Origin of the sequence: Marinobacterium mangrovicola, from assembly GCF_004339595.1 — a bacterium.
GTDB classification, from domain to species: Bacteria; Pseudomonadota; Gammaproteobacteria; order Pseudomonadales; family Balneatricaceae; genus Marinobacterium_D; species Marinobacterium_D mangrovicola.
In genome coordinates this window covers 1,459,837-1,472,350 of record NZ_SMFU01000007.1, presented here as the reverse complement: position 1 = coordinate 1,472,350, position 12,514 = coordinate 1,459,837, and the positions used below count along the sequence as shown (strand labels likewise).

At 55.1% G+C, this 12,514-nt stretch carries 14 protein-coding genes; 10 read left to right on the top strand and 4 right to left on the bottom strand.

The annotated features are described in order from the left end of the window. The first annotated feature begins 2 nt into the window (after positions 1-2). Positions 3-989: a tRNA dihydrouridine synthase gene (locus tag CLV83_RS07605; RefSeq protein WP_132289712.1), complete on the top strand. Its 987-nt coding sequence runs from the start codon at positions 3-5 to the stop codon at positions 987-989. On the opposite strand, the gene amrS is transcribed toward CLV83_RS07605, so the two are convergent. Then, positions 964-2,064, bottom strand: coding sequence for an AmmeMemoRadiSam system radical SAM enzyme (gene amrS / locus CLV83_RS07600; RefSeq protein ID WP_132289709.1), 1,101 nt, complete (start codon positions 2,062-2,064; stop codon positions 964-966). The genes CLV83_RS07605 and amrS overlap by 26 nt on opposite strands. A 95-nt stretch (positions 2,065-2,159) precedes the next feature. On the opposite strand from amrS, the gene amrB reads away from it, so the two are divergent. From amrB to CLV83_RS07585, 3 genes are all read left to right on the top strand, one after another. Then, positions 2,160-2,960 carry an AmmeMemoRadiSam system protein B gene (gene amrB / locus CLV83_RS07595; protein ID WP_132289706.1) on the top strand — a complete coding sequence of 267 codons (801 nt, stop codon included), beginning with the start codon at positions 2,160-2,162 and terminating at the stop codon, positions 2,958-2,960. A 7-nt stretch (positions 2,961-2,967) separates the two neighbouring features. Further along, positions 2,968-3,516, top strand: coding sequence for an AmmeMemoRadiSam system protein A (gene amrA, locus CLV83_RS07590; protein ID WP_165900254.1), 549 nt, complete (start codon positions 2,968-2,970; stop codon positions 3,514-3,516). 184 nt (positions 3,517-3,700) lie between these two features. Beyond that, positions 3,701-4,456: a fatty acid desaturase CarF family protein gene (locus CLV83_RS07585; RefSeq protein WP_132289700.1), complete on the top strand. Its 756-nt coding sequence runs from the start codon at positions 3,701-3,703 to the stop codon at positions 4,454-4,456. Between the two features lie 49 nt (positions 4,457-4,505). Here the strand turns inward: CLV83_RS07585 and CLV83_RS07580 are convergent, their stop codons facing one another. The 3 genes from CLV83_RS07580 to acnB form a co-directional block, all read right to left on the bottom strand. Beyond that, positions 4,506-4,928: an Hsp20 family protein gene (locus tag CLV83_RS07580; protein ID WP_132289697.1), complete on the bottom strand. Its 423-nt coding sequence runs from the start codon at positions 4,926-4,928 to the stop codon at positions 4,506-4,508. A gap of 143 nt (positions 4,929-5,071) precedes the next feature. Then, positions 5,072-5,491: an immunity protein Imm33 domain-containing protein gene (locus CLV83_RS07575; RefSeq protein ID WP_132289694.1), complete on the bottom strand. Its 420-nt coding sequence runs from the start codon at positions 5,489-5,491 to the stop codon at positions 5,072-5,074. A gap of 150 nt (positions 5,492-5,641) precedes the next feature. After that, entirely contained in the window at positions 5,642-8,242 is a 2,601-nt protein-coding gene (gene acnB, locus CLV83_RS07570; protein WP_132289691.1) for a bifunctional aconitate hydratase 2/2-methylisocitrate dehydratase, read from the bottom strand. Positions 8,243-8,539: 297 nt separating this feature from the next. On the opposite strand from acnB, the gene CLV83_RS07565 reads away from it, so the two are divergent. The 6 genes from CLV83_RS07565 to CLV83_RS07540 all read left to right on the top strand — a co-directional run bounded on the left by CLV83_RS07565 (position 8,540) and on the right by CLV83_RS07540 (position 12,450). Beyond that, entirely contained in the window at positions 8,540-8,995 is a 456-nt protein-coding gene (locus CLV83_RS07565) for a hypothetical protein (RefSeq protein WP_132289688.1), read from the top strand. After that, positions 8,992-10,107 carry a hypothetical protein gene (locus CLV83_RS07560; RefSeq protein ID WP_132289685.1) on the top strand — a complete coding sequence of 372 codons (1,116 nt, stop codon included), beginning with the start codon at positions 8,992-8,994 and terminating at the stop codon, positions 10,105-10,107. Before CLV83_RS07565 ends, CLV83_RS07560 begins: the two co-directional genes overlap by 4 nt. A 12-nt stretch (positions 10,108-10,119) precedes the next feature. Continuing rightward, the gene (locus tag CLV83_RS07555; RefSeq protein WP_243642308.1) at positions 10,120-10,770 is read left to right on the top strand and encodes a hypothetical protein; all 651 of its coding nucleotides are present in this window, start codon (positions 10,120-10,122) and stop codon (positions 10,768-10,770) included. 27 nt (positions 10,771-10,797) lie between these two features. After that, complete coding sequence (locus tag CLV83_RS07550; RefSeq protein WP_104001474.1) at positions 10,798-11,160, top strand: roadblock/LC7 domain-containing protein; 363 nt, start codon at positions 10,798-10,800, stop codon at positions 11,158-11,160. 71 nt (positions 11,161-11,231) lie between these two features. After that, positions 11,232-11,693 carry a PAS domain-containing protein gene (locus CLV83_RS07545; RefSeq protein WP_132289682.1) on the top strand — a complete coding sequence of 154 codons (462 nt, stop codon included), beginning with the start codon at positions 11,232-11,234 and terminating at the stop codon, positions 11,691-11,693. Positions 11,694-11,703: 10 nt separating this feature from the next. Further along, positions 11,704-12,450: a phosphate/phosphite/phosphonate ABC transporter substrate-binding protein gene (locus CLV83_RS07540; protein ID WP_132289679.1), complete on the top strand. Its 747-nt coding sequence runs from the start codon at positions 11,704-11,706 to the stop codon at positions 12,448-12,450. Positions 12,451-12,514: the final 64 nt, after the last annotated feature.

The window sequence follows — 12,514 nt, the reverse complement described above, 5'->3', positions numbered from 1 at the left end:
TTATGCGAATTATTCTGGCCCCGATGGAGGGCGTTGTAGATTATACGCTGCGCAAGTTACTGACTGATGTCGGTGGCATCGATCAGTGTGTTACCGAGTTTGTTCGCGTAACTGATCGACTGCTGCCACCGGTGGTATTTCATCGGCTGGCACCTGAGCTGCGCCAGCAGGGTCGAACGGAGTCGGGCACGGTTGTGCTGTTGCAGTTGCTGGGAAGCGATCCCGCGGCACTCGCTGACAATGCATGTCGGGCGGTGGAGCTGGGAGCGCCCGGTATCGATCTGAACTTTGGCTGTCCGGCCAAGACGGTGAATAAAAGCCGGGGTGGTGCAATATTGCTGGATGAGCCGGAGTTGATTCACCGTATCGTGGCGGAAGTACGTCGTGCGGTACCCTCTGACATTCCCGTCAGTGCCAAGATGCGCCTCGGGTTTCGTGACAAAGCGCTGGCGCTGGATAATGCCGCAGGCATTGAGAGCGCCGGTGCTGCGTCTCTTGCAGTACACGCTCGCACCAAGGTAGAGGGCTACAAGCCGCCAGCCCATTGGGAGTGGATCGCGCGAATTCGGGAGTCGGTGAGCCTTCCGGTGATAGCCAATGGTGAGGTTTGGAGTGTCGACGATTATCATCGTTGCAGAGAGGTCAGTGGCTGCGATGATGTCATGATCGGTCGCGGTCTGGTGGCGAACCCCTTTCTGGCGCTGGCTATCAAGGGTTCATCTGCTCGCCCGGAAGATCCCTGGGCGCAGGTGTTGCTCCTGCTTGAGCGCTTCCATCGTGAAGCGATGTGCAACATTGCCGAGAAGCACGTGCACGGTCGTCTTAAGCAGTGGTTGCATATGCTCTCCTGGCAGATGCCTGAAGCCAAAGATCTCTTTGCGCGCATTCGTACCGAAAAGGCTCCGGAGCGTCTGCTTGAGCATCTGCTCGAGGCGAGAGCTGTGCGTCTCGATCCGACGGTCGCTAATTCGTTGGTTGGTACAGTCTGACCGGCTCTCGTCGTGATCCCCAGTGGCCGGGCCTTGCTTCGAACAGGCCCGGGACTGGATCACCGCATTGTTGGCAGCATCCTTTTTCATCTAGCCCCCAGCTTCCCAGTTGATACCAGTCCCGTTCGATCAGTAAATGGCCGCATTCAGGGCACCAGGTTGAGCTACCGCCCCGGTCGTGGACGTTACCGGTGTAAACGTATTCAAGCCCTGCGTCGCGTGCGATATTGCGTGCCCGGGTAAGCGTGGCTGGCGGTGTTGGCGGTGTATCTGCCATTTTCCAGTCAGGATGAAAGGCGCTGAAATGCAGGGGAACGTCCTTACCCAGGTGCTCAGCGATCCAGTGTGATAATTGTGTGAGTTCCGTATCGGAGTCGTTCTGACCTGGAATGAGCAGGGTGGTTATTTCAAGCCAGACGTTGGTTTCGTGTCGGATGTATTCGAGTGTTTCCAGTACCGCGCTCAGCTGGCCGCCACAGATGCGCTGGTAGAACCGCTCGGTAAACGCTTTCAGGTCGATGTTGGCCGCGTCCATGTGCTGATAAAACTCTTCCCGAGGCCCGCGGCAAACATAACCGGCGGACACGGCAACGCTCTTGATACCGTGCTGGTGAGCGGCGATGGCGCAGTCGATGGCGTATTCATGAAAGATCACCGGGTCGTTATAGGTAAAGGCGATGCTACGGCAGCCCAGTTTTTCTGCCGTTGTCGCCAGCAGTTCCGGCGATGCGCTCTGGCTGAGCGTGTCCATTTCTCGCGATTTGCTCATATCCCAGTTCTGGCAGAATTTGCACGCCAGGTTGCAGCCGGCGGTACCGAAAGAGAGGACTGGGGTGCCTGGCAAAAAGTGGTTCAGGGGCTTTTTCTCAATCGGATCGATACAAAAGCCGCTGGAGCGGCCGTAGCTATATAGCCGGACTTCACCACCCTCTGCGCCGCGAACAAAGCAGAGGCCTCTTTGTCCGTCGCTCAGATGGCATTGTCGGGGGCAGATATCGCATTGGATTTTATCCTTGCTGATACGGTGCCACCATCGCGTGCTGACGCCACCAGTGAGGGGGCTGGAATCGTGCATGCTCGTCTCCGAATGCTTTCATGATGACTATAATTTTAGTTGATCCTTAGATGGCCTTTGTGGCGATTGGGTGAACCAACTAAAGGGTGGATGTCATGAATCATGTGCGTCCGGCTGCTGTTGCTGGGCTGTTCTATCCTGGGCAGGCGTCGACCTTGCGCCAAAAGGTTGCGTCTCTCCTTAGCGAGCAGCATGTTGAGGGGGCTCAGCGAGCCGGTATTTGTGCGTTGGTGGTTCCGCATGCGGGTTACGACTACTCCGGGTCTGTTGCCGCAAGAGGTTTTAGTCTGTTGGGCGATGACCTGGAGCGGTCGCGACGATGGCGTCGGGTATTGTTGATGGGTCCGAATCACCGAGTTCCGCTGCGTGGTATCGCGGCACCGGATGTCGAGATGTTTGCTACACCGGTTGGATCGATGGCTGTTGATCAGCACAGTCTTGCGAAGCTGGAGCAGCGTTTTGATATACAGGTGCGTCCAGATGTACACGAACTTGAGCATTGCCTCGAGGTTCAGTTGCCGTTTCTGCTGCAGCTTCTCCCGTCTGCCAGGTTGTTGCCGTTGGTCGTCGGTCAGGTACCACCCGCGCCCGTTGCTGACCTTATTGAATGGGCCTGGGACGAGAAGGATGTGCTGGTGGTTATCAGTACCGATCTGAGTCACTACCACAGTTATGATGAGGCCAGGCAAATAGACCGGGACACCGAGCATGCCATTCTTGCCCTGCGTTCTGATATTCATCCGGATCAGGCTTGTGGTGCTCATGCGCTTAACGGACTGATGCTGGCGGCTCATCGTCGTTGTCTTTCGATTGAGCGAGTAGCGCTGTGTAATTCGGGTGATACAGCGGGTCCCCGTGATCAGGTCGTGGGGTATGGTAGCTATGCTATTTTCTGAGGCGTTGATGTCTGAGGTTCTGAGGCTTGCCCGCCAAAGTCTGCTGGCAAGCTTTGGCAGGGCGACTGAGCCAGAGGAACCGCAAGCGCTGTCGGCTCCCGGCTGTTGCTTTGTGACGCTGACAATCAATGGCAGACTGAGGGGCTGTATCGGCTCTTTGGAACCCCATCGTTCTCTCGCCAGGGATATCATCGAAAACAGTCGCAATGCGGCGTTCTCGGATCCTCGCTTTCCGTCGCTAACGGGCGCTGAGCTTGAGCAGCTTAAATTAGAGGTGTCGATTTTAGGCGCGCATCATGAGATAGAGGTTTCAAGTGAAGAAGATCTGATCTCTGTGCTGGAGCCCGAGATCGATGGTGTCGTGTTGAGTTTTGACGACCATAGAGCCACATTTTTGCCATCGGTCTGGGAGCAATTGCCGCAGCCTGAGGAGTTTATCAAGGCGTTAAAATGTAAGGCGGGGCTGCCTGAGAACTTCTGGTCGGAGGGGATGCGCTGGTATCGCTATGGGGTTCAGAGGGTTGAGGGGATATTGAGCGAACACGGCCAGTGCTGATTCTATGTGGGGCTCATAGTCATGAATTTGGCGTGCGATGGTATCCAATGTTGATCTGTATCAGAGGCCGGTTTAGCGAGAGGTTCAAAGCGGGCGGGCTCGCGGGTGGCTTCTGTAGATACATGTTTTTATAATCAGTACTCGGCAAACAGATCACCCACTCGACCATCCGCAGAGTTTCAAAATGAATATCTCGTCAGAAAAACTCGCCCCACCGCTGATCTTTGGCTATTTTGCGCTCTTTTTTGGGGGGCTTTATCTGGTTGACTGGTCTCAGTTCACCTGGCTGTCTGCTTTGGTCACCTTCTACGTAGCGCTTTTTCTGGCAGATTTCGTGAGTGGCCTGGTTCACCTCTTTATCGATTATCAGCCACTTAATTACGCAAAAGGATATGGTGAGCTTTACGACTATAAGGGCAAGCGAAACTCCGATGATTTCAATACCAAGAAGAAACGCGTGTTCTCCAGCTCAACCGTGTTTGATCGTGAGGTGTATTTTTTCAAGATTCATCACCGTAATGCGGGGCCTTGCGTAAACCGACCGTACCGTGACTTTTTCTTTATGACCTGTGTGCCGGCCACTTTGTTTATCCTGCTGTCGATCGGCCTTTCCATTTCAGGAATCGCTCTATCCGGGGTGGCATATCTATCATTCGCACTGCTGGTATTCTCTATCGGCGTGCTCCATACCGATCACATCCATGCCTGGGTGCATGGTTCCAAGACTATGCCCTGGGGTGTTGCTATCGCCAGACGCGTGCAGAAGTTGCGTCTAATGTATTCGATGAAAACCCATATCCGTCATCACCAGGAGGGGGAGAGTGGTTTCTGCTTTATCATCGGTCACGCAAACTTCCTGGTCGATGCGATCTGTAGGCTTCTGCTTCGTATGGGTGTCATTGAGAAGAGGCATTGGTTCGGAGAGCGTGTTGAGCGCTAGAAAAAAGCCCCGCTTGATGCGGGGCTTTTTTTATCCTGTGGAAGAGTGCTTAGCTCTGAATCTCAATGCGGCGTGATTTCATCGCCTCTGGAATTTCACGCACCAGATCTACGTGCAGCAGCCCGTTTTCGACGGAGGCTTTCACGACACGGACATGGTCTGCAAGCTGGAAGCGGCGTTCAAAGTTGCGAGCGGCAATGCCCTGGTACAGGTACTTGTGCTCCTGTTCGTCCGGTTCTTTCTGTCCGGTGATCGTCAGATTGCCATTCTCGGTCTGAATATCCAGCTCACTGCTGTTAAAGCCGGCCACTGCCATAGTGATGCGATATTCATTCTCGCCCAGTAATTCGATGTTGTATGGCGGGTAACTCGGTTGCTGTTCGTTGCTGCGGTTTGCGGCATCCAGCATTGAGGCAAGGCGGTCAAAACCAATGGCGGAACGGTAAAGCGGGGAAAGATCAAAGTTACGCATGTGCATATCCTCATAAAGCAATATGGATTTAATCTGCCAGCCATTCGGCCTGGCGGTGGGCGGGGCCTCCATTGAGCGCCTCCGCCTATCCACTTTTATGTGGCTGCCTTGCGGGTTTTCAATACCGAAATTCGAATTTTTTCTTACTCGTCGCGATTTTTCTTGAAGATATCTACATCATTGGTGATCTCTACATCGACCTTCGGTGAAGGGATCTGGAAGTCGTGAACGCGCTCCCAGCCTTCGGCTTCCGGGGTGCGCTCCCAGACAGTACCGGCATTGTAGGTGACCAGCTCTTCCAGCGAGGCGTCCAGCTCGACCATGCGTTCAACCGGCATCGGAACCAGGTTGATTTGTTCGTTTTCCAGAAACTCCTCGGTTTCGTAGCCGGTAAACATGCGCCAACCGGTGTCGTTGAGGTGCTCAGGAACGGTTTTGTACATGAAGCGTACGGGCAGGGTCTCATCAAATACCAGGCGTGATACGAGGGCGAGGAAGCCGTTCTTGGTCTGGTTGGTTTCGTCGGTTGCGGTAGTCGGCTGGTCGACGTCGGGTTTGCGCATGGGGACTCCTGCTTGGTTTGTCTGTGGCAGTAATTGTAACGGTTATGCTGATTTGACCGAAGCGGCTTGGGTCAAATAGCGGGCAAAGAAAAGCCCCGGCGCAGGGCCGGGGCTTTCGTCTCTACCTTATCGACTGATCAGGTGTATGGATCAGGCTTCCTGAACGGTCGGGATGACCGAGGAGGCTTTCTCGACGTAGGTATCCATCTGATCGAAGTTCATGTAACGGTAGATCTCACCGGACATGCTGTCGATCTTGCTGGCGTACTCCATGTATTCTGCCGGAGTCGGCAGTTTGCCTTCCAGTGCCGCAACGGCCGCCAGCTCAGCAGACGCCAGGTAAACGTTGGCGCCGTCGCCGAGACGGTTCGGGAAGTTACGGGTAGAAGTGGATACCACGGTGGACTTGGACGCTACGCGTGCCTGGTTACCCATGCACAGGGAGCAGCCCGGCATTTCCATGCGAGCACCGGCCTTGCCGAAGATGCTGTAGAAGCCTTCTTCAGTAAGCTGAGCCTGGTCCATCTTGGTCGGCGGAGACACCCACAGACGAGTCGGGATGGTCTTGCCGGATGCTTCCAGCAGTTTGCCCGCGGCGCGGAAGTGGCCGATGTTGGTCATGCAGGAGCCGATGAAGACTTCGTCGATCTTGTCGCCAGCCACGTCGGACAGCAGACGAGCATCGTCCGGGTCGTTCGGTGCGCAGAGGATCGGCTGGTCAATTTCGCCCAGATCGATTTCGATCACTTCAGCGTATTCCGCATCGGCGTCTGCGCGCATCAGGCTCGGGTTTGCCAGCCACTCTTCCATGCCCTTGATACGGCGCTCGATGGTACGAACATCGCCGTAACCTTCAGAGATCATCCACTTCAACATGACGATGTTGGAGCGCAGGTACTCGGCAACGGAGTCTTCAGACAGGTTGATGGTACAGCCTGCTGCTGAACGCTCTGCGGAAGCGTCGGACAGTTCGAATGCCTGTTCAACGGTCAGGTCTTCCAGGCCTTCGATCTCAAGAACGCGACCAGAGAAGGCGTTTTTCTTACCGGCTTTCTCAACGGTCAGCAGGCCCTGCTTGATACCGTACAGCGGGATGGCGTGGACCAGGTCGCGCAGGGTGATGCCCGGCTTGCGCTTGCCTTTGAAGCGAACCAGTACAGACTCCGGCATATCCAGCGGCATAACGCCGGTGGCAGCCGCGAAGGCGACCAGGCCGGAACCGGCCGGGAAGGAGATGCCCAGCGGGAAGCGGGTGTGAGAGTCACCACCGGTACCAACGGTATCTGGCAGCAGCATGCGGTTCAGCCAGGAGTGGATGATACCGTCGCCCGGGCGCAGAGCGACACCGCCGCGGTTCATAATGAAGTCCGGCAGGGTGTGATGAGTCTGAACGTCAACCGGTTTCGGGTAGGCTGCAGTGTGGCAGAAAGACTGCATGGTCAGGTCGGCGGAGAAGCCGAGGCAGGCCAGGTCTTTCAGCTCGTCACGGGTCATGGGACCGGTGGTATCCTGGGAGCCGACGGTGGTCATCTTCGGCTCGCAGTACATGCCCGGACGGACGCCGTCCATGCCGCAGGCCTTGCCGACCATCTTCTGTGCCAGGGTGTAGCCCTTACCAGTGTCAGCCGGCTGTTCCGGCTTACGGAACAGATCAGAGCCTTCCAGGCCCAGAGCTTCGCGGGCTTTGTCGGTGAGACCGCGACCAATGATCAGCGGGATACGGCCGCCAGCGCGGACTTCGTCCAGCAGAACCTGGGTTTTCAGACCGAAGTTGCAGATCACCTCATCGGTACCGTGTTTGCAGACTTTGCCTTCATACGGGTAAACGTCGATGACGTCGCCCATGTTCAGGTCGTCGACCGGCATTTCGATCGGCAGGGCACCGGCATCTTCCATGGTGTTATAGAAGATCGGCGCGATCTTGCCGCCGAAGCAGTAGCCGCCAGCGCGCTTGTTCGGTACGTTCGGGATGTCATCGCCGAAGAACCAAAGTACGGAGTTGGTTGCAGACTTACGGGAAGAGCCGGTACCGACTACGTCACCGACATAAGCAACCGGGAAGCCTTTGGCTTTGACTTCTTCGATCTGCGCGAGAGGGCCTTTTACACCCGGCTCTTCAGGGTTGATGCCTTCGCGCTCCATCTTCAGCATCGCATTGGCGTGCAGAGGAATGTCGGGGCGTGACCAGGCGTCCGGGGCCGGAGACAGGTCGTCGGTGTTGGTTTCACCCGGTACCTTAAATACGGTAACGGTGATTTTGTCTTCCAGTTTCGGCTTGCTGGTGAACCACTCGCCGTTGGCCCAGGATTCTACAACCTGTTTGGCGTGGGTGTTGCCGGCGTCCATTTTTTCCTTCACGTCATGGAAGGCATCGAACATCAGCAGAGTGTGGGACAGCGCTTTCGCAGCGGTCGGTGCCAGTTCGGCATCGTCCAGTGCTTCGACCAGCGGCGCGATGTTGTAACCACCGAGCATGGTGCCGAGCAGTTCGACAGCCTTGACCTTGTCGATCAGCGGGGAAGACGCCTCGCCCTTGGCGATCGCTGCCAGGAAGCCGGCTTTGACATAAGCGGCCTGGTCAACACCAGCGGGGACGCGGTTGGTGAGAAGCTCCATCAGGAACTCTTCTTCACCGGCCGGCGGGTTCTTCAGCAGCTCAACCAGATCGGCGGTCTGTTCCGGTTCCAGGGGTTTCGGCGGCACGCCTTCTGCGGCGCGTTCTTCTACATGTTTACGGTAAGCTTCTAGCACGACAAGGCCCTCATCTGTTGTCACCACACACAGATAGCTGAACACCCCGGCAGGGATGTCTATACTTCTGCGGTGGGTTATCGATTAGGTATCGATTAGTGTTTGGCGACGCGAATTTTATAGGAAGGGGTTGCCAAAGTTAAGTTTGTCGACAATCTTGGGTGTTAGACTTTGGCCTATCTACATCTGTGCTTTGGCTTGATGCCGGTCAACCTAAGTGGGCCTCGGGGTTGCGCAGGCCTTTGAAAGACCGGTATAAAGTGTCCATACGCCCGTTCGGTTAATTGGAGTAAATCCGTGACCTTACCATTGACGGTGCAGTCGTCCGGAGTGGATGCCTCGCACCAGTACCAAATTGTACGGCAGTTAGAGCTGTTCCGTATTCAGGAAGACCCTCATCTGATATACCGAGGGCAGGAACACCTGATTGTGCTGCGATATCTGCAGCGCCGGGTTGCTGCGCGGCCGATTCAGCTGCGTAATCACATCCGTCGCGTATACCTGGCGATTCAAAGTCGTGAGGTTGCGCACCTGACAGGTGCCCTCGTTGATCTGATGCTTATCTTGAAAGGCAAGGGGTGTTATCTGGTAGAGCGTATGCTCGATCAGTCTCGTCCAATGCTGAAACCCGAGCATCACCAGTTGATGAAAAAGGTTTGTGATACAGGGCAAACAGACAGACTCCGTGCGATTCCTGTTGGGGAATCGGTGCTTAGTAACGGCGGGATGCCATCAGTGGCCAGGATGCAATGAGTAAAACCGGTTCTATTGGGCTGATCGGTTTTGATGATCGAGAAAGGAACCAGCTGGAAGTTTTTCTCAACAGTTCTGAAAATCCAGGTTTCGTTGAAACGGATCCTGTAAAAGCAGATGCGCTGTTGGTAAACCTGGCTTCTGCAGATGACAAGAAACGTTTTCTGCGCTGGTACACTGGGCGAGCGGATTGCCCGGTTGTTGCTGTAGTCGATGATCAGACCGTGTCTGGCGGTATGCATACGTTAAAGCGTCCCATGACCCTGGCGGGCCTGAAAAAGGTGTTGCGAGAGGTTATCAGGGAGGTGCAATCCAGTGCGTCGGCCAGTAGTGGTTTATCTGGTGCTGGCGAGGCGGACACGCAGTCGTTGTTGAAAATGACGCCGGAGGAGTTAAAAGCTCTGATAGCAGCCTCCGGAGTGGCGCCGAAAAAAGCGAAACCGCGCACCGCTGACCAGGATGTTGGTCGTGACGGTCGCAAAGAGAATCTTATTCTGCGCTGGAGCGATGCGGAGTGGCAGTCGCTCGTGCGCAGTGCCTGTGGCACTTTGCCCGACCTTGATCTTTCCAATCCTTCTGACCGTAGGCGGTTGTCCTTCTCTGCAGCGGCTCAGGGGCGTTTTCTTGATCAGATCAACCAGGTTGTTGCACGTGGTCGTGATAATGGCGTGCCCGTGCAGGTGACCGGCATTCCCGGTGAGCTGATCTACTTCCCCGAACTTGATCTGTTCAGCTATGACCTGGACCCGGATCTGCTTATTCAGATGGCGAATAGTCGTTTTGGGCCTGGAGAGCTGGGTTGTGAAGAGCTGACAGAGCAATCGCCTAATCGCCCAACCGCGATGCGGGATGAGCTGCTCTGGGTGCTGGCGCTGTTTACTGCAGCGGGTCGAGTTCCAGATTATCTTGATCCGGCCGCTCCGTTGATTCTCAAGGAGATGCCCGATCTGTCACGTTTTTTGTTAACGCCTCACGCAGAACGGATCGCGCGGGCCTGGTATTCGGAAAAACAGAGTGCTACGGCAATTGCTTATTCGCTCAAGATACCGCAGCGATATGTGTTTTCATTCATGGTCGCAGCTGATGCGGCCGGTCTGTTCGAGCGTCAATAAGGAGATTCACGCATGAGCGCTCAATCCAATAGGCCTATCGAAGAAGGCGATGAGACGCTTTACTTTCAGGTTCTGCCGGCCGGTGCGTATTACGCCACCTTTAGTGCTGAACCCGATGATATGAGGGCTTTGCTGCTCCAGCTGCTTAGTTCCGATACGGCGGTGCCTTATATACCGGCACTGCTCGGAAAGCTGACTGGGTTGAATAATGAAGAAGCAGATAAGCTTCTGACGACGATGAGTGGCCGTAACTTCCTGGAGCTTGTCAGTGATCCGCTGGAAATTGTCAGTGGGTCTTTGCAGGATATTCTGCCCGATCTCATCAGTCCGTTGGGTGAAGGTAAGGTCTTGCTCGCTGATGAGCAGGGATTCGCGCTTGCTCAAAAGGGGTTTGAGCGGGAGGAAGAGGAAGCCGTTGCCGGTCTTGCAGCTGACGTCATCATGCTCTACGAGCGTCATGAGTCACTGATCACAAACCAGCTTGGGCTGCTGGGCTGTTCCTGGGCGTTGGTAAACGCGGTGGGGCAGAGCGATCTCGGTTTTTGGGTTCTCACCATTGGCCGGGAAAAATTTCTATTGATCATTGAGGGGATGCCGTATCTGAACCGGCAGTCCTTTGTTGACCTAACATCAGTTCTGATCCGGCGCTACCTGGATCACTAAGACCTGCAGTGGAATAAGGAGATTTTCATGCGCGCGGAAGTATTGAGTTCAATCTTGCGTGACCTGAACGGCACTTCAACCGAGATCGAGGCCTGTGCCGTGATTTCGACTGACGGCCTTGTTATCGACTCGCTGTTACCGGCGGGTATGGATGAAGACCGCGTTGGTGCCATGAGTGCTGCGATACTGTCCCTCGGCGAGCGCACAGCCCGTGAGCTTGCCCGTGGCGACCTGGAGCAGGTTCTTGTAAAAGGGGCCGACGGCTACATTCTGATGACTCACGCAAACTCTGAGTCAGTATTGACTGTTGTAGCCAAGCCTAATGCTCGCCTTGGTCTGATCTTCCTGGACGTTAAACGTGCAGCTGAGGCCATCGGCAAGGTGCTCTAAGCGGCTGTGGATCGGCATCGCCTGTTTGGCGGTGCCGAAACGCGTGGGTTGGCTGTTTGAGGAGTGGCTCTATGTCAGAAAAGGATACTGGATCAGTCAATGAAGTACTGATCAAATATTATGGCGGCGCCGAAAGGGTTGCCAAAATCGTCGACGAGGAAGTGCCATATCCCGACGGTAAACTGATCGTCTCACGCACGGATCCTCAGGGTATTATCACCCATGTTAACCAGGCGTTCGTCGATATGTCGGCGTACACGCGTGAGGAATTGGTTGGGGCAAATCACAATATCCTGCGTCATCCTGACATGCCTGCAGTGGCATTCAAGGGGCTCTGGGATACCGTTGAGAATGGCGAAAAGTGGCAGGGGTATGTAAAGAACCTGCGCAAAGACGGAAAATATTATTGGGTTAAAGCGACAGTGATTCCCAATATTCGCCAAGGCAAGCTGGTGGGTTATACCTCGGTACGCCGCAAGCCTTCCCGCAGCAAGATTCGCGAAAGCGAGGCACTGTACGAGACGTTGCAGTAAGGAGCAGGGAATGCCGTTAAATTTTACCGTTAGTCCGGATTTTGCGCCGGACCATATGTCGGGCTGGTTTTACTTCAATACCTGGCTGCAGCGGAACCTGGGCACAGATATACATCTTGAACTCTATGATAGCTTTGATGCACAGCGAGAAGCGATCAAGGCGGGTCAGGTCGATCTGATCTATGCCAATCCCTACGATGCCTCGATGCTGGTGCGCGAGATGGGGTTCAAGGCGGTGGCTCGGCCGGCCGGCAGAAAAGATGAGGCGGTGATCGTTGTGCCGGCTCAGAGTAGTGCTGAGGCGGTTGAAGATCTGCAGGCGGGTGTGCGGCTGGCGACAACCGATGATCCGGATGTGCATACCATCGGTATGATTATGCTGGAGCCGGCGGATCTTGATGCATCGAACATTTCGCAAAAAGATTACGATACCTACATTCTGGTCGCAAAAGCCCTGTTGCGGGGCGAGGCCGATGTTGGGTTCTTCTTGAAGCAGGGGTTTGATGAGCTCTCTGACCTTATCAAGAACCAGATGCGGGTGCTTGTTAGCAGTCAGATCAGCGTGGTCCACCACGCGCTGCTGGTGGGTCCGCAAATGCAGGATCGTATGGCTGAGCTGAAAGGTCTGGTCACGCAGATGCATAACGATGAAAAGGGCGTAGGTGTGCTTGAGAGCATGGGCATCAAGGAATTTGAGCCGATGACCATGGAGCAGACCGAGTTCATGATTGATCTGATCGACACTCTCACGATTTAACTTCTAATAGAGTCAGGGGCGGCAGCTTTGGGTTATACTCGCCGCCCCTAATTCCATTCCCAGC